At 37.7% G+C, this 18638-nt stretch carries 15 protein-coding genes; 1 reads left to right on the top strand and 14 read right to left on the bottom strand.

Features of this window, described 5'->3' with window-relative positions:
- Positions 1–14 precede the first annotated feature (14 nt).
- From G7Y57_RS09935 to fbp, 12 genes are all read right to left on the bottom strand, one after another.
- Positions 15–1184, bottom strand: a complete 1170-nt coding sequence (locus tag G7Y57_RS09935; RefSeq protein WP_165023192.1) for an ABC transporter permease — start codon at positions 1182–1184, stop codon at positions 15–17.
- A gap of 9 nt (positions 1185–1193) precedes the next feature.
- A complete protein-coding gene (locus G7Y57_RS09930) occupies positions 1194–2183 on the bottom strand; it encodes an HlyD family secretion protein (RefSeq protein WP_165023189.1) in 990 nt (329 codons plus the stop codon).
- A gap of 23 nt (positions 2184–2206) precedes the next feature.
- The gene (locus G7Y57_RS09925; protein WP_165023186.1) at positions 2207–3610 is read right to left on the bottom strand and encodes a TolC family protein; all 1404 of its coding nucleotides are present in this window, start codon (positions 3608–3610) and stop codon (positions 2207–2209) included.
- Between the two features lie 163 nt (positions 3611–3773).
- A complete protein-coding gene (locus G7Y57_RS09920) occupies positions 3774–6248 on the bottom strand; it encodes a bifunctional UDP-N-acetylmuramoyl-tripeptide:D-alanyl-D-alanine ligase/alanine racemase (protein ID WP_165023183.1) in 2475 nt (824 codons plus the stop codon).
- Between the two features lie 20 nt (positions 6249–6268).
- Complete coding sequence (locus G7Y57_RS09915) at positions 6269–7249, bottom strand: GSCFA domain-containing protein (protein ID WP_165023180.1); 981 nt, start codon at positions 7247–7249, stop codon at positions 6269–6271.
- A gap of 111 nt (positions 7250–7360) precedes the next feature.
- The gene (locus G7Y57_RS09910; protein WP_255491399.1) at positions 7361–8134 is read right to left on the bottom strand and encodes a LytR/AlgR family response regulator transcription factor; all 774 of its coding nucleotides are present in this window, start codon (positions 8132–8134) and stop codon (positions 7361–7363) included.
- A 13-nt stretch (positions 8135–8147) separates the two neighbouring features.
- Positions 8148–10907 (bottom strand): sensor histidine kinase, encoded by a 2760-nt coding sequence (locus tag G7Y57_RS09905; protein WP_165023178.1) that lies wholly within the window; start codon positions 10905–10907, stop codon positions 8148–8150.
- A 498-nt stretch (positions 10908–11405) separates the two neighbouring features.
- Positions 11406–12605 (bottom strand): acetate kinase, encoded by a 1200-nt coding sequence (locus G7Y57_RS09900; protein ID WP_165023176.1) that lies wholly within the window; start codon positions 12603–12605, stop codon positions 11406–11408.
- 4 nt (positions 12606–12609) lie between these two features.
- The gene (locus G7Y57_RS09895; RefSeq protein WP_165023173.1) at positions 12610–13575 is read right to left on the bottom strand and encodes a 3-hydroxyacyl-CoA dehydrogenase family protein; all 966 of its coding nucleotides are present in this window, start codon (positions 13573–13575) and stop codon (positions 12610–12612) included.
- A gap of 21 nt (positions 13576–13596) precedes the next feature.
- Positions 13597–14607, bottom strand: coding sequence for a phosphate acetyltransferase (gene pta, locus G7Y57_RS09890; protein ID WP_165023170.1), 1011 nt, complete (start codon positions 14605–14607; stop codon positions 13597–13599).
- A gap of 155 nt (positions 14608–14762) precedes the next feature.
- The gene (locus G7Y57_RS09885) at positions 14763–15308 is read right to left on the bottom strand and encodes a YcxB family protein (protein ID WP_165023167.1); all 546 of its coding nucleotides are present in this window, start codon (positions 15306–15308) and stop codon (positions 14763–14765) included.
- Between the two features lie 65 nt (positions 15309–15373).
- A complete protein-coding gene (fbp, locus tag G7Y57_RS09880; protein WP_165023164.1) occupies positions 15374–16399 on the bottom strand; it encodes a class 1 fructose-bisphosphatase in 1026 nt (341 codons plus the stop codon).
- Between the two features lie 167 nt (positions 16400–16566).
- On the opposite strand from fbp, the gene G7Y57_RS09875 reads away from it, so the two are divergent.
- Positions 16567–17124, top strand: coding sequence for a phosphatase PAP2 family protein (locus G7Y57_RS09875; protein ID WP_165023161.1), 558 nt, complete (start codon positions 16567–16569; stop codon positions 17122–17124).
- On the opposite strand, the gene G7Y57_RS09870 is transcribed toward G7Y57_RS09875, so the two are convergent.
- Complete coding sequence (locus tag G7Y57_RS09870) at positions 17119–17883, bottom strand: SDR family NAD(P)-dependent oxidoreductase (RefSeq protein ID WP_165023158.1); 765 nt, start codon at positions 17881–17883, stop codon at positions 17119–17121. The two genes, G7Y57_RS09875 and G7Y57_RS09870, sit on opposite strands and share 6 nt — an antisense overlap.
- Positions 17883–18635, bottom strand: a complete 753-nt coding sequence (locus G7Y57_RS09865) for a DUF3667 domain-containing protein (RefSeq protein WP_165023156.1) — start codon at positions 18633–18635, stop codon at positions 17883–17885. The genes G7Y57_RS09870 and G7Y57_RS09865 overlap by 1 nt, the downstream gene beginning before the upstream one ends.
- Between the last annotated feature and the right edge of the window lie 3 nt (positions 18636–18638).

The raw sequence follows: 18638 nt of genomic DNA, 5'->3' as shown, positions 1-18638 counted from the left end.
TCATACTATTTAGCTTAAGATTCATATACATTTTCCTTGAACATTTTTTTGATTACGCCCAAGAAAAAGAATGCAAGAAGCACAAATGCCAATAGTGCTGCATATTGATACATGGAATATCCTATGGGGATCCCATTGAGAGCCTGATCTACATATATGAGGAAAAAATGGCGCAAAGGGAATAAATTGCTCAAGGCGTACAGGCTCGGATTCATTGCTAGTACTGAGAAAGAAAAACCCGTGATAGAAAAAGTAACCATTCCTATCAAACTCGATATGCTGAGAGCCAGCCGATAGTTTCGGAATACACCAAACAGAATAACACCGAGTCCCTGAGCAGCTATAATTAGGCAGAAATAATTTGCAAACATCGGCCAAAAGCCATTGTGTAAAGGGAATTGGTTGTAATAAAACAACATGGACATGAAAAATAAAGCAATAATAGAAAAGATAATTGTGTAAGGCAGTAATTTGCCTGCAATTACTTTCAGTATTGAGTTGTTCCCCATTTTCAATAGTTTGGTGCCTGTTCCGGCTTTGATTTCCGAACCCAATGCCGAAACTGTGAACATCAATATCAGTAGTTGGAGCAATCCCGGTAAAAGCATATTATTAAGATAGACAGAGTAATTAAGCCATGGGTTGCCCAATGGGTGAGATTGTGTAGTTATGGGCTGTACAATAGGCATTATTTGCAGCTCTGTATAGCCTTTTGCTATTCCTGTTTTTAATCCAACGGCTGCAGCTGCAAGAGTAGATACGGTTTTTAGATCCTGAAATAGCAATGATCCTGAAATAAGGAATGCATTGTTAGTATAATAGACCAATTTCGGTTGATTGCCGGATACAGCATCTTTCGAGAAATTCTGAGGAATCGTCAGAACGGCATAAACCTCCATCCGTTCCATTTGCTGGCGTGCTTCTCTGAATGAAAGGCTCTTGAGCTTTATATCTGTTTTTTCGAAGGCATCTAATTGCCTGATAAGAGAACGCGATGTAGAAGTATTATCTAAATCCACAACAGCAATAGGGATGCGCGAAGGTAGTCCGCTGCTCATCATCCATAGTAGAATAACCATAGATAACAGAGGTGTGACAAATATCCCCCAGATACATATCTTGGAAGAAACAATCCGTTGCCACTCTCTTTTGAAGATTGCGAATAAACCTGTATTGCTATCCATTCTGTTATTTTACTCTTTTATTATTAAAGACATACCTGGTAATACATCTTCTATGTCGCCTGTAAATCTGGCTCTTACTTCGAATGTTTTTCTATCGTATTGACCTGTTGTCTTGGTTGCTTTCCATGCTGCGTATGAGCCCAAGTCTTTGATGTAATAGATTTTCATATCTACTTCTTTGTCAAGTGCAGGAACATAAGCTTTGATCGTTTCATTCATCTTGAAATTTTTCAAGCGATCTTCTCGGATATTGAATGATCCCCATTTGTCGTCTAGTCTCATTACATTCATTATAGGAGCACCTGATCCGACCAGTTCTCCTTCATTTGGAAACTTCTCGGATATTTTGCCGTCTATTGGCGATATAAGATAACTTTCGGCAATATATGATTCTACTTCGGCTACAGCTCCTTTTGCTCTGTTTAGCAATGCCAACGCAGCCTCTTTGTCTTCTTTTTCGGCACCATTCACTGCCATGTCATACTGAGATTTAGCGGCCTTTTCTGTTGCAACTGCTGCCTTATATTGAGCTTCTACTTCATCGCGCTTCTGTGCGGTAACAACACCTTTGTCATATAGATTCTGTACGCGGGAGAATGATTTTTGCGCAATCTCTACACCGACTGTCGCCTTTTGCCACATTTCGTACGCTCCTTGTATTTGCTCTACACGAGCGCCTTTTATCGCTTTCATATTTTGGGCGGCAGCACCTACTTCAGCAGCATTTGCCTGAGCAAGTTTTGCATCGATGTCGGGTACACTTAGTATTGCCAGAGTGTCTCCTTTTTTCACATAGCTGCCTTCTTCGACCGTGTATTTATATATACGTCCCGGTACTTTACTCGAAATACGTACTTCGGTAACATCTGCCTCACCTTGTATGATATTATCTTCCTGATTCAAAAAGAAGAAACCATATAGCCCCACGGCTATGATTACTGCCGAAAAAGCGATGATAGGGATAAGCTTTGATCCTGATTTTTTATTTTCTGTCTCCATTATATTTTTGTTTTATTACTTACTTATAATTTGCGTCCCAGTGCTTTGTTCAGATATATTTTGCAAAGCATAAGGTCTATTTGTGCGTCTACCATTTCGGAGTGTGCAGACATCCACGCAGTATGAGCGGCCAAAGCATCGGCAGCGGAAATAACACCTTCTTCGAATCCAACATTGGCATACCTTAAGTTTTCGTCAGCCTTCTCTGTGTTTTTGGTTGTGGCAATCAGTTTTTTGTTCGCTTCAGCCAGTTTATATGCTTCCTGATTCACTTGCAGTTTGATCTTTTCTTTGGCTTCAGCCAGTTCGTATTGTTTGATACGTGTTTCGGCTTTCGCTACATTTAATTTAGCTGTACTGGAAAAAAAGTTAAGTGGAACTTTTACTATTACACCGACGTTCCACATACCTCCGAATTTGTTTTGAAATCCGTCGAATCCATTCGGGTTGGTCCAGATGTAATTTGCCATAAAAGCAATGTTAGGCATAAATTCGGCTTGTGCTATTTTTTCTTTCTTCCCGTATATTTTAGTTGCCAATTCAAGGCTTCTCACTTCGGTTCTGTTTGCTAAAGCTTCGTCGATGTTTGGAATAGCTTCATTCTCATTTGTGGGAAGGCTTTCTATATTCTCATCTTTGAGTATTATTTGATCGCTTATTTCAAGTCCGCATATTTGTGAAAGTAACATCTTTGATAAGCTTAATCCATTCTCTGCTTTGGTCAAAGTCATTTCTGCTTCGTTCAATTTCACATTTACAGATAACTTATCGGCTTTTGTTGCTACACCTTCGTTTTCCATTGCTGCGATATCTGAATCCATTTTTCGCAGCAGATTTACATAAGCTTCGGCCAATTTCTTCTTATTTGCTATGGATACAACCTGCCAGTAGGTCTGATCGACTTCCATTATTACCTCTGTTGTTTTTGTATCTTTCATTGTTCCGGCGAGATCTTCTGCATAAGAGCGTAAATCATTATATGCAATGATTTTTCCGCCCATAAATATAGGTTGGGTAAGATTGAAACCTCCAACCCATACATTTTTGATGTCTAGTTCACCGGCTTTCAGAATTTGATTTCTTACATCACTTATATCCACTGAGCCTCCCGGATAATTTATGGCCGGAGGTATTGCTATAGGTGGGATGTCTATGGATGAAGGGATGGCTGCTGAATTGATTAAATTCAGATTCTTTTGATTTCTGAGATAGGCTCCATTGAAGGATATATCGGGGAAATACTTTGTAAATGCGTCTTTCTTTTCATAATAGGCTACTCGTTCTTGTTCTGTTGCAATTTTGAGAGCTTTGTTGTTTTCTATGGCCAGATTACGGCAATCTTCGAGACTCAGATACTGTTGGGAAAAAACAGTACCTGTCACAGCAAAAAAGAAAAGAAGGGCTGCTCCGAAACTCTTTTTAAGCATATTCGTTAGTTTGATTTATCGACATTAATTGTTTATGCAACTATGTATATGTCACAAAAATAGTAAAAGTTTTAGAGGTTGTAGGTATAATGGCGTTTTATTTTTTACAACTCTGTTACTAATTTTAACAACTTGTCAGTATCAAAAGTTCATAAACGAACAATTATTCTTTATAATAAATATGCTTTACCCGATGTGATATAGAGGTAAGTATTTCGTAAGGAATAGTATTTATTTTATTTGCCAGATCAATCAGGGATAAGTCGGAACCGAAAACGGTGACGGTGTCCCCTTCTTTTACATCAATGCCGGTGACATCGATCATCGATAGATCCATGCAGATGTTGCCCACGATAGGGGCAGTATGTCCATTTATCAATACACTGCCTGTACCATTGCCAAACTGGCGACTGATGCCGTCGGCATATCCGATACGGATGGTTGCGATAGTAGCATCGTGATCGAAATGACCTTTACGTCCGTATCCAACAGTTTCTCCTTTATTGATATGTTTTATTTGTAAGATGGTAGTTTTAAGGGTACAAACATTTCTAAGCCCATCCAGTCCGCTGGCACTTACACCGTACAAGCTAATGCCTAGGCGCACCATGTCCATTTGCTCTTCGGGGAAGCGTTCTATTCCTGCCGAGTTTAGGATGTGTTTTAGTATAGGATATTGGCAGGTGCTTTCTATCTCTCCGGCTATTTCTTTGAATGTTTTTATCTGCTCGGTAGTAAAATCATCGAAACCCCAGCTTTCGCTGGCAGCCAGATGCGAGAAAACAGATTGTATGCGTACACCATTCTGTTTTTGTATGCGATTCTCCAGATCAGAAATATCTTCTTTGGTAAACCCAAGGCGGTGCATTCCTGTGTCTATTTTGATATGAATAGGATAGTTAACGATTCCTTGCATCCGTGCTTCTTTGATAAAAGCATCAAGTATTCTGAAATTATAAACTTCCGGCTCTAATGAATATGTGGCTAGTTCTTCAAATCCTCCTACCTCTGCATTTAATACTATAATGGGTACTGTAATACCTGCTTTGCGCAACGCAACACCTTCTTCTGCAACAGCAACAGCCAAATAATCGCATTTGTGGTATTGAAGTGTTTTAGCTATTTCGGTCGATCCGGCACCATATCCGTCAGCTTTCACCATACAAATCATTTTGGTATTTGGTTTGAGGCGCGATTTGTAAAAATTAAAATTGTGTACGATGGCGTCCAGATCAATATCTAAAACAGTTTCGTGGGTTTTTACTTCCAATAATTTATTAATGGCTTCGAAAGAAAAACTTCTTGCACCTTTTAGTAAAATAAACATATCGTGGAAACTGGTATGCCAGAGGTCGGATAGTATAAAGTCGTTCGTGTTGTCGAAGAAATAGCTTTCGATTGATTTAAACATATCTTTGTGGTTCGATATCTCTTTTCCGATACCGATAAGTACATCTATCTTCTTATTTATAACAAGGTTAGATGCGAGATAGTATAATTCTTTTGTCGATAACCCTGATTGAGGGATGTCGGATAAGATAAGTACTTTTTTCTGGTTGCTGTCGGTTGCCCGCTGGGCCAGAAAATCAAGAGCAATGTTCAGGGAGTTAATATCTGAATTGTAAGAGTCGTTAATCAATGTACAATTATTCTTGCCTTGACGTACATCCAACCGCATGGCTACAGGTTCGAGATTTTCCATGCGACTGTTAATCTCGGTAAGCGGCATGTGTAGATACATGGCAGTTGCCAGAACGTGAATAGCATTTTCTATCGAAGCACTATCAGTAAAAGGGATAGTAACTTGCGAAGAAAAACCAAGCATTGCATAATGAATAGTAGTTGAGGTATTATTCTTTTCTACCTTGCGTACATACAACGGACTTTTGCTCGATCCCTTGCGCGACCATGTCAGTCGTTTCTGCGATAAACATGCTATTTCCATGCATTCGTCGATCAATTCATTTTCCTCTTCGCAGATAATGACATCACAATTGATGAAAAGTTCGAGCTTTTCCAAACACTTCTGCTTTACAGATTTGAAACCCTCCTGATGTGCTTGTCCAATATTCGTCAGAATACCAATGGTGGGGCGGATAATCCCCTCTAGTTTGGCCATTTCTTCGGGCTGGGATACTCCTGCCTCAAAAATACCCAATTGTGTATGATCGTTCATTTGCCATACTGACAGAGGAACTCCGATCTGAGAATTATAACTGCGAGGCGAATGTGTGATATTAAAGCTTTCGTGAAGTATCTGATAGAGCCATTCTTTCACAACTGTTTTACCGTTGCTACCTGTAATGCCGATGATTGGTATATCGAAACGGTTACGATGATGGGCTGTTAAACGCTGTAAGGCGTTTAAAGTATTAGATACGACAATGAAGTTAGCATCTGTATAATCATTCCATTCGGGTAGAATAGTTTTTACAACAAAATTGCGTACTTGCTTATTATAAAGTTCCGATACATATTTATGTCCATCGTTATTTTTTGTAGTAAGTGCGAAAAAAAGAGTTTCTGCGGGAAAAAATAATTGACGACTGTCCGTCAACAGAATGCTAATTGTAGAATCATTTAGATCCGACTTTTTATAATCAAGAATCTTAGCTATTTCGTTTATCGAATATTTCATATTTCGCGTGTCGTTTAATCCTATATACGCGCCTCTAAATTAGAGACTTCTTTGTCGGAACAAATGTATGGATATTTCTTGTTGAATTCATTCAGCCTTAACAAAGTTTGCTTTAAAAAATGTTTATGTTCCGGGCTGTTTTCGTTGAAGGGACGGTGCTGTATCGCAGAATTTATTTTTAACCATTCATTGATTATAGAATGTGTTTCTTTACTAAAGTAAGTCTCACCGAATCTTTCCCAAATATATTTGATGGCAGTGGTGTTGGGATGTATCATATCTTCGTTGTAAAAGCGGTAGTCGCGCAGTTCGTCCAGTACAATCTCGTATGATGGGAAATAATCTGTATTCTTATTTTGTTTACATATTTTATCTACAGTCAGCAGTAAAGTCGATTTGCTTAGCTGATTTTCATGAGCTCCGTCTTTAAAGTGGCGAATAGGGCTTACTGTAAACAGTATCTTAAGCTTGGGATTTATCGTTTGTAATTCGTTTATCAGATTGTTCCAGTCATTTACTATTGTATCCACATCAAGTCTATAGTGGTCAAATTGTGTCGCAGGCAATTTATGGCAGTTACTGACTATCAGATCTAACTCTTTCGATTTATATACATAGGCAGTGCCGAATGTGATGAAAAGGATATCGGCTTTTTTTAGATCATCGGAGCCAAACTTGAGGCTTTGATTAATCTTTGCCAAACATTCATCTTTATCGGTATTCGAGAATCGGCTATGATGGTGGTAACTATGAAATAGTCCTTTGTATTCAAATATATCCTCCTTTGCAAAAGGTTTGCCATCTATCAATATATGTAATGCCTGACTTATGGACTGCGGATTGTATAGTATGCCAAAAGGATTGAGATTGACTGTAAACTTACTATTTTCTAACATTTCGCCAATGCTTTCGATAAAGCAAGAGCCCAGCATTACTAATCTGTTGTGATGAGTAATGTCTAAATCTGATGATTGTATCTCTACTTTTGTTCTGAAATCCATATGTGTATTTATTGTTTTACCTTGATATTCAATTGTTTTTCTTGAAGTAATGATGAGCAAAACTTTTTCCCTGTGCCCATGCTTTAGTGCAGTATTTATCTTGATTATTGTTTATCGAACTTTGAAGTCATTCTTATGTAAAATGCGAAGTACCATTTCTCTTCTTTGTCGGGATATGGTTATACTTGTGCCATCTTTCATTTGAATATATCCCCCATCAGTTTTTACGAAACTTTTTACTTCATCGAGATTTATCAGATGAGATTGATGTACTCTTAGGAAATTTAAAGGGGAAAGTAATTCGTCATACTCCTTTAGTGTTTTGGAAATCAATAGTTTTACTCCGTCTTTAAGATGAAAAAACGTGTAGTTTCCATCCGCTTGGCAATGTATGATATTGGCTATTTCAACAAATTCAATTTTATCCGACAATGGTAAGGCAATCACTTTTTTATTTCCTTCCCTGTTTCTGTTGTCCAGCAGATTGTGCATTCGGGAGTTTTGCTGTTTTTTATGAATTTTTTCTTTTGCTTTGTCAACCGCTTTGAGAAGTTCCATTATATCTATTGGTTTTACGATGTAATCAAGAGCCGAAAACTTGATTGCCTTAATGGCATAACTGGTGAAAGCTGTTACAAATATCACTTCAAAGTCAAATATACAAAGACTTTCGAGCATTGAGAAACCATCGCCTCCCGGCATCTCTATATCGAGAAAAACCAAATCGGGTCTGAGTTCAACGATCTTTTGCCGGCCTTCGAGCGCAGATGTACACAAACCAATTATTTCCATAGAAGAGCAATATTTAGCAAGAAGTTTTTGCAGGTTCTCGCGGTTATTCTGCTCATCTTCTACAATAATTGCGCGTATAGGGATATTAATCATTTATCATCAAATATTAAACAGGTATGGATATTGTCACCATACACCCTGTTGTTTTACCATCTGTCGCAATGTTTTCTATTTTCATCCCTATTTCCAAATTAAGTTCCTTACTCAACAATTTCAAGCGCTCGTGTACTGCCTGTAAACCGAAACCGCTTGGCGAAGTATTTTCAGATTGGAAACATCCCGACCCCGAGTCTGTGACGATAACATACAGTACATGGCCGATAAGGTTGAAATTCAATTTTATTTGTCCGCCGCCTTTGGGTACAATCCCGTGTTTAATTGCATTTTCAACAATTGGTTGAATGAGCATTCCGGGAATCTCCTCATTCTCTATATAAATATTCTTATCCACATTAATAGTATAGAGGAAAGGGACACGCAACTGTTCGAGACGAAGATACAGCTCCAATTGTTCTATTTCTTCCGAAAGAGAAATAAGCCTTTTTTCGGATGTTGACAATACCATACGAAGCAATTTAGCAAAGTTAACTAAATAATCGTTAGCCTCTTTATTCTTTTTCTGATTTATGAGATTCTGTATCGAACCTAATGCGTTGAATGTGAAGTGTGGATTCATTTGAGCGCGGATAGCCTTTAGTTCAAGTTCGGATATATGCCTGCGGATTCGTTCGCGTCGTTTAATAACCAAACGTACGATAAAGAATGTTACGACCATAGAGAAAAGTGAGGACAAAATAACTGGGGTCAACATACCGTTTGAGGCAGTGTGTTGATTTTTTTGCTTTTCAATATCTGTCTTTATAATATTGGTGATGAAATGACCTGAATCATTGTAATTTCCTAAAGTCCTGTCTATAATAGTTCCGTCATCCCTCATTATGATGTAGTCTCCTTTCCTGCTGATAACTTTATCGTAATAGTCGTATAATTTTGTATCGGATACAAAGTGGATGTCCGTTTTATCATTAAAAAATGCTTTTTGGGAATCTGATGTAATAATACATAATTTGATTTTATCCTTTAGGTTCTCCTTATCTATATTCTCATTTGTATTTTTCAGATTTCCCTCAATGGTTTCGTTGAATTCGTCATCTACAAGTAAAACGATGTAGCCGTCTGCTTTGTCTTTTAGTGGAATATCTTGTTGAATGGCAAGATCAAGATTTTTAATATTCGCTCCGGGTTCCACTTTCTCCAATTGTTCACGCATGGCAATTATAGTTTCTCGTATTTCAGGTTGATAACATTTTCTCAAAAAATCTTCATATTCTCTCTGGCTATCACTCAAGTGAAAGCCTGTCATTAAATATTTGAGGGTTTCTCCTGTCAAATAAAATCGCGGATAACCCCAAAATATAGCATCTGCAAAGTAATATTTGGGAATATGTTCCTGAAGGTACCTCATTCCGGTAAGCATATCATCATTAGTCTGCCATGCCTTATAGCTGAAGTAGTTATTCAGAAAATCATCGTAGGTATAAGGCTGATATAAATAATCGGTAATTGGGAATAGATTCGCAAACTTGGGACTATACCACGGAATCGGGTGTTGAGGTATACGATTTATTCCTCTTCCGAGATTTTGCTTCGTCATTTCATTGTCAAGGTATAATCTTTGTGATGCAAACCAATAATCGTATGACAATTCTGCTGATCTTATCCAGTACTTGTTCATACCCTTGGCATGGTTTGCCAATACAACCTTATAGGAAGTTTCTTTGAGTTTAAAAAAATCATCTATCTGTTGCGGTGTAAGTTCTTCTATCCGATTGTTTTCATATAATTCGGACGGTGTACTATAAAGTTTTACTATCGCATTAGTATAAGCACTGTTTGCAGATCCTTTACCTTCGAACGTATAATTGTTTGTTGTAGTATTATATATTATATTCTGCGAATCGTCGGGAGTAACATCTAATAAAATATCATTGATACTTAATCGCTTGGGTGAGGATATGAAAAAGTTAAAAATATATGTGCCATTTGGTTCTTTTTTTATAGGTCTGATTTTTTTACTGCCATTCACAATAAATATCCTATCCTCGGGTATATCCTTTGAAGGCTTGTATGAAAGATGTATATTAGGATAAAGATCGAACGAAGCAGAGACTATTTGTACAAAAATTGGTTTTTGTACAACCGGTGTTATAATATCCATTAAATCAACGAACCATGGCATCGGATTGCCGTCTTTGCTTTTTTTGATCCAACTGCCTATAAATCCTTGGACAGATGCGTTTAGAACTTTCTCAAAATCTAATGAAATACTTGCAAATGGAGCACTATTATCTCTTATTTTTAGTCCTGTTGACATTTGTGGTAAATCGCTATACCAGTTTCTTCTTACATGGCCATACCCTTCCTTTTCCTCTGGTATGGGAATAAAGGTTGTGGAAAAGTCTCCGTTGTTTTTATTTATTGCAACGACGACATTGTTATCTTTAAATAAGTAAAACCCTTTTTCCCCATTCCAAGGACCTAAAAAGTAAGAATCATAATAACTATAGAATTGAAAGAGGCTATATGGATTATATTGATTCTCATCCTGAAAATGCGCAAACCAATTAGTTGGTTTAACACCCAGCCTGATAGAATCTTTATGTACTGACAGTACGTCGAATTGTACTTCTATTTTTTGCACCTGATCAAAATCCCAAATAGAACTATGACCGACTATTCCATCAGCTAAAGTTATTTTAATTCTGAATGTGTCATTTGGTTGTAAATCTTTCAGCGAAAAAAAGTCTCTCGCTTGAGCGAAAATAGAAGTTAGCGCTAATAGTGTAATTAATAGTCTTGTTCTCATAATAGCAAATTTAATTAATAACTTAAATCTTAAGACAAATCTATGATTTAATATTATTCTAAAATTAAGCTATTACTATGTGGAGGCTGATGACTATTAATTAGTCGTTGGTAGTTATTATAATTCAAAACGATATAGTTTCCAGTAAATATCTATTTAAAATGCTGTATGCTATAAAAAAAGAAAAGGTTGTCATCCCGACAACCAATCTTCATTGTTAACCTTAAATCTAATACTATGAAAAACACATTACAAATGTACAGCAAACGAAATGCAACTCCAAACAATTAGGGGGTTAATTAGACGCACTTAAATTTGTTTAACTTTATAGCCCTCAAAACCGCTCCTGTTTAAGGTTTCTTACTTAAACAATGTGAATAAAACAAGCTAAATCGGCTTATTTTATACATATATTGTTAAAATATTTTAATAATAAAATTAGGGCAACAACTGCTGCCCTAATAATTATATAAAATATAGATTGTTCTTTATTTACAGTTAGTTACCTGCTATTTCCATAGTGTCTGAAGCAATCATGAACTCCTCGTCAGTAGGCACGACTATTACTGTCACTTTTGAATTAGGAGTACTGATGACAGCTTCTTCCCCGTGAATTTCATTGTTTTTATCCAGATCAAGTTCTATACCCATGTACTCCATGTTGCCACAAATAATCTCGCGTGATATAGAATGGTTTTCACCAATTCCTCCTGTGAAGATAAGGATATCAACTCCGCCTAGTGCAGCAGCATAAGCCCCAACATATTTTTTGATGCGGTATTCAAACATATCGAAAGCTAGTTTTGCTCTTTCATTTCCAGCTTTCATAGCCGACTGTACTTCGCGCATATCGGACGATACTCCGGATATACCAAGTAGACCACTATGTTTGTTAACAAGAGTAGATATTGCCTGTGTTCCAATATTTTCTTTTTCCATTACGAAAGAGATTATACCGGCATCTACGTCTCCCGAACGCGTTCCCATTAATAATCCTTCCACAGGGGTCATGCCCATGGTGGTATCTATCGACTTGCCGTCTTTGATAGCAGCAAGTGAACCTCCATTGCCTATATGGGCAGAGATGATGCGTTGCTCTTCATAAGGAACATCTAATAATTCACATGCTTTACGTGATACATAGCGGTGGCTTGTTCCGTGGAAACCGTAACGGCGTATGGCATACTTTTCATACAATGAATAAGGTAATCCGTACATATAAGATTTCGGTGGCATTGTTTGATGAAATGCTGTATCAAAAACACCTACTTGAGGGATGTCTCCCATCAATTCTTTCACGGCATATATACCGGCAAGATTCGGTGGGTTGTGTAGAGGAGCTAGTTCGATACACTCTTCTACTTGCAGAATCACGTCATCCGTAAGCAATACACTATTGTTGAATTTCTCTCCGCCATGCACAACACGATGTCCTACGGCTTCTATTTCGTCGAGCGATTTAATACAGCCATATTTCTCACTTGTTAATACACCTAGTATATACTCTATACCTGCTTGATGCTCAAGTATCTCACCTTCGAGAATTACTTTGTCTCCATTGGGAAGAGGGAATTTCATAAAAGACCCTTTTAATCCGATTTTCTCGATTGCTCCCTGAGCCAATACTTCACTGCTTTTCATGTCGAAAAGCTTATATTTGATAGAAGAACTTCCGCAGTTCAATACTAATATCTTCATGCTCTTAAATTAATTTGTTTGGACCAAGTTGTTTACCTGTTTCATCGTATATATAGAAACCTCTTCCAGCCTGTACACCTGTTTGTTTCGACCGGTATAAGCGCCATAGTATTGGCGAGGCTTTGTATTTTTTGTCTCCATACTCATGAAACATGTCTTCCATCAGCATTACAGTTTTTTCTATTCCTATAATATCTGCCATATGGAAGATTCCATAACGTTGACCATAGATAATGGTAAACTCTTTGTCGATATCCTCCATAGAGGCTACGTTTTCCATCCAAATCTGACAAGCTTCGTTCAGCATTGTTATCATGAGGCGAAGACTAACGAGTCCGCTACTTTCGTGTACGGAAATAGGGGTGTATTTTATCATATTGGCAAAGAGGTTTACTTTTTCAAGTACCTCTTTGGACGTGAAGGTTCCGCTGACAACTTCCAGTAAGCGTGCTTCGTTGTGCGCTATGGGGAAATGTAGACTGATACATCTTTCTTTATGTACTAACTCGGCAGCTAGTTCGCTGATAATTACGGTTGTTGCATTTGTAGCAATAATCGATTCGGCAGATAATACCTGTTCGAGATTTCTGAATACTTCTTTACGCAACTCGGTACTTCTCTCTCCATTAGCTTCGTAACGGATACATTCTATTACAAAGTCACAATCGCGGAGGTCACCATAGCTGAGCGAGCCTTTTATGCGCGCCATAGTTCCTCGTTTCTCACTTTGAGTCAGTCCCCAGTTTTCGATCTTGGTATCCAAACCGTGTTCTATATCTTTTAGGGCTTCTTGTATTCTTTCTTGTGAAACTTCAATAAAGATAACTTCCATCCCCGAAAGGGCTGTCAGGCTAACGATACTTCTACCATCGTGTCCGCATCCGACAACTCCTATTTTTGTGAAGAGAGACTTTTTTCTGTCCTTACGGCTCAGTCCGAATTCTTCGATAGGTTCTATAATTTCTGCCATATATAATTTAGTTGATTTTTATTATTTATTCTTTGCTGCGATAGCTTGGTTAGCTGCTATTGCTACCATTTTATAGATATCATCCACCGAGCATCCACGCGAAAGGTCATTCACCGGTGCTGCCATTCCTTGAAGAATAGGACCTACCGCTTCGGCATTTCCTAATCGTTGCACAAGTTTGTAAGCAATGTTACCCACTTCTAGCGAAGGGAATACCAATACGTTTGCATGTCCTGCTACTTTACTCCCCGGTGCTTTGCTTGCACCTACCGAAGGTACAATTGCTGCGTCGGCTTGTAATTCGCCATCAAGACTTAAAGTAGGATCTATTTTTTGTGCCAATTGAGTAGCTTCTATTACTTTATCAACCAGTGGGTGTTTCGCACTGCCTTTCGATGAGAAACTAAGTATAGCCACTTGAGGCTCTTCACCTGTAAGTGCACGAGCTGTATGTCCTGTGGCTACAGCGATTTCTGCTAGTTGCGAAGCAGTTGGATCGGGGGTTACTGCACAATCTGCAAAGAACAGCAATCCATCTTTTCCGTATTCCTTATTTTGTGTAAACATTAAGAATGCTCCTGATACAACACTAATTCCGGGTGCAGTTTTTATAATTTGAAGGGCAGGACGAAGTACATCGCCTGTTGTATTCTGTGCTCCTGCTATTTCGCCATCAGCATCACCGTTTTTAATCATTAAACAGCCAAGATACAATGGGTCTTCTGCCAGTTTGGTTGCTTGCTCGATAGTCATACCTTTCGCTTTTCGTAAATCGAAAAGTAGATTTGCATATGTTTCTTTTTGACTATAATTAAGTGGATCAATAATTGTCGCTTTGTCTATGTTTTTCAGACCAAGTTTTGTCGCTAAACTTTGTATCTCCGACGGATTGCCAATCAGAATAATATCCGCTACACCATCTCTCAGAAGCTGGTCTGCTGCTTTTATTGTTCTTTCTTCTGTGCCTTCGGGAAGGACAATACGTTGTTTATTCGATTTGGCTCGTTCAATGATTTGCTTTATTAAGTCCATAATTTAAATGTATTGTAGATATGATAAATATTTAGTCTCAATAGGTAGCCTTAATTGACCACTATATCTCTACAAATATACTAAAATGTAATCTTGAGTTTGCAATCCTCCGATGAAAAAAGCACTTTTTAAATATAAAATTCGCTAAATAAGATTTATTTAAACTTCCAATTTGGTTCGTTATCGAATGGTATATTATGATCGTCGGCTATTCTACTTAAATAATTCCGTATATTATCTGTATTTTCCAGTTGATTTTTAGGGATTATAATGGCAGTAATTTCATCGGTGTGTATAAAGAAATAATTCTTTATCTCAGTAATTTTCGTTAGATCTCTGATGTCGAATTTGCTATGCCCTTTTTCTTCGATAGACTCTATCGTGGCATGATCTATTTTCAATCTAATTGATTTGGGGCACTCTTCTCTATAATTATTTTTCACGAATTTTTTGAAAGAGTATTTCAGAGCCAAAGCAGAAAGATAAGGATAGACCATCAAGATAATAACTGTGGAAGCCAGAAAATAATAGGCCTCAAATCGTTCATTTGTAGCAAAGAATAAAATTGCCATCAGAAATAAGACTATTGCACCTAGTATGCGTGCTGTCGATCGTTGCTTCTTTATCTGAGGGCTCTTCGATGCAAAATAAAGTTGAAAATTGAGAAAGTCTCTCTCTTCGAGTTGATAATTGAATTCCATGGTACGATGTAATCTAAAGCCCCTATAATATCTCAAAGTTGATCATAGGGGCCTTTTGTGTGAAATTATTTCTTTTCTTTTTCTTCTGCTTTTTGTATAAAATCTTTGATTTTCTCTACCATGTTCGTGCTGCCACAATAAAATGGTGTGCGTTCATGGAGCTCGGTTGGCTCTATTTCCATTATGCGCCTTTTTCCATCGGTTGCGCTTCCGCCCGCTTGTTCGGTAATAAATGCCATGGGATTGCATTCGTAGAGCAGACGCAGCTTACCTTTCGGGGTTTTGAATGTGGATGGATAGAAGTACACCCCTCCTTTAATCAGATTACGGTGACAATCTGATACCAGACTTCCGATATATCGTGATGTATAAGGACGATCTTCTTTTTCCTCCTGACAGTATTTAATATAATCTTTCACTCCCTGTGGAAAATGAACATAGTTGCCTTCATTTACCGAATAGATATTGGCATCTTTAGGGCAGGTCATTTTAGGGTGTGACAGGTAGAAACTTCCGATAGCAGGATTCAATGTAAATCCATTTACTCCACGCCCGGTTGTGTAAACGAACATGGTCGATGTCCCATAGAGGATATACCCCGCTGCTACTTGCTTGTCGCCCGGCTGTAAGAAGTCAGACATAGCGACTGGTGTGCCAACTGGTGACACCCGGCGATAGACCGAGAATATTGTTCCTACAGATACATTCACTTCTATATTCGAAGATCCGTCCAAAGGATCCATCAGTACAACATATTTATTATTATGACCTTCGTCGAAGCCTTGTATTGTTATGAAGTTATCGTTTTCTTCCGAAGCTATACCGCATACGATTTCTCTATTGACAAGTGTTTGGATGAATACATCATTGGCATATAAGTCAAGCTTCTGCTGGTCTTCCCCTTGTATGTTAGTGCTCCCTACACCACCAATAATATCAACCAAACCTGCTTTGTTAATTTTATAGCTAACAACTCTTGCTGCTAATAGGAGAGAGTTAAGGAGTCTTGAGAGTTCTCCGGTAGAATACTGAAAGTCGTCTTGTCTTTCGATAATAAATTCATCAAGAGTTTTTCTGGCACTACTTTTCATGATATGGTTATTTAGTATGTTAATGATTCAAAGGTAAAATAATATTTGATACCTTATGTATGTTGCAACATAGGGTTTTTCGATACGCTATAAAATATGTTTATATCTATCTGATTAAACATAAAACGCTTTACTTTGTTCTCGAATTAAATATTACCGGATTATTTATGCATTTATCAACTATTATAGACTGGGACAAAGAGCTTTTACTTTATCTTAATAGTAAACATTACGATTGGTTGGATCCTATTATGCTTGGTTTAAGTTCTTTTGCTTCGTGGACAATTGTATGTCTGTTAATTATCTTCTTCATGATTTATAAAGGAGGTGTCTGGCGTAAATCTGCACCTATATTCCTCGTCTTTTCGGTTGGTGCTTGCATTGTACTGACCAATATATTGAAGCTATTTGTTGCCCGCGCCCGTCCGATACATATCGATGCTTGGAATGACATTCTCCATGCTATCGAAGAATACGAGAGCAGTTATAGCTTTTTCTCTTCGCATTCATCATCTTCATATTGTATGGCTGTCTTCTCTTTGTTGTTTTTCCGGAATAAGATATATACTTGTGCTATATTGAGCTGGGCTACAGCAGTTGCTTATAGCCGTATATATCTGGCAAAACATTATCCGTTGGATGTTTTGTGTGGAATGGCTTTCGGTATAATGATAGGAATATTGGGATATAAGATATTTGAAAGGTATAAGGCAAGCAGGTTATAACCAATTTCTTACTTTCCTCTTTTCCATTAACGAATATAGCTTCAAAAATACGGGGAATGCTCTTCCTATGGGGTAAAATATACGGAACAGTAACGACGGGTATATTTTTTTCTGCCCTTTCTCTATGCCTTTTACTATTTTACGTGCAACCGTTCTTGCATTTTGGTTAGGCCAAGGCAAGGGAGTATCTACCTCTCCTGTTGCTTTATCGAAGAAATCGGTATGTGTTGCTATTGGATATACAGCTGTTATTTGTAGATTTTTATTTTGCTCATACCTGTATGTTTCTATAAAATGATGTAGTGCTGCCTTTGTAGAACAATAAAGAGAATAGCCGGGCAGCGAAACGAATCCTGCGCCTGATATAATACAAACAAAAGCCTTGTTATCTGCCTTTTCCTCTATTAATTGCTGTAAAGAATAAATCGGTGAAACGGTATTGAGGTTGTATATGTTTTCTATGTGTTTCCAGTTTGGTGCATCGAGTTTTTCGAGATATGCGAATCCTGCATTTGCTATAAACAGATCTATACGTCCGATTGTCTCGCGGGCAAAAGTGAAAATGGAATCGACACCTTCTTGTGTACTGGCATCTGCAACAAAAGGAAAGACAACACCTTCAACACTTTTAATAGTATCGACATGGCGGGCAACGGCTATTATTTTTACATTTTTGTAAGTCGTCAGTATCTTTAAAATCTCGTATCCTATACCTGCGGACGCCCCTGTGAGAATAATGTGTTTTCCATTGATATTCATTATATATAGTACTTTGTTAATAGTATTATAATTACTACAACCATCATTATGATAAGGAACACTATCTGAGTAAGAATAAGGCAGAGTGTTGCTTTAAGAGCTGCTTTAGTCCATGACGATTTCTTAAATAATTGAGTAAGTACCCATACTGCATATATGGTAGAGGTCAACATTGCAATTCCAAAACTCCACGATGCAGGGAAAAAGTAATTTACAGGACACCACAAAAGATATATAATTATTTGCTGACCTGTTATATAGGAGAAAATGATGAGATGCTCAAAGTAATTATACCCATTCTTGCGAAAAAGCAGATAGGAGCAGGCGGCTATAAAGGGGATCGTAAGGAACATACACAACGAATAGTGCGTGTATATCCAATCGAGTATAATCGCAGAGTAATCAACTGATGCATTTGTGTCAGTTGTCGCTATTACCTTCATTTCAGGATAGATATGGAAGTAATGCGTGATGAAGCCATATATAGTGGCAAGTATAGCAACAAAAGCAAGCGGTTTGAAGTGATTTACCCTTTTGCCTGCCAGGTATTCTTTTAATGTGTCTCCTGGTCTTACGAAAAGTTCTCTTATAGTATAGAATATACCTTTATCTACGTGGAATATACCATGTTGTATTTCGTGCCAGAGATAATGGGAACTGATACGCTCTGTTTTGGCAGATTGTCCGCATATATCGCAATAACTATTTTTCGTCGTATTGCCACAGTTTTTACAATGCCCTTCTGCCATCATGAT

Origin of the sequence: Dysgonomonas sp. ZJ279, assembly GCF_011039205.1 — a bacterium.
In the GTDB taxonomy this organism is placed as follows: domain Bacteria; phylum Bacteroidota; class Bacteroidia; order Bacteroidales; family Dysgonomonadaceae; genus Dysgonomonas.
The sequence above is the reverse complement of the archived record's forward strand: the minus strand, read 5'-3'. Positions and strand labels throughout refer to the sequence as shown.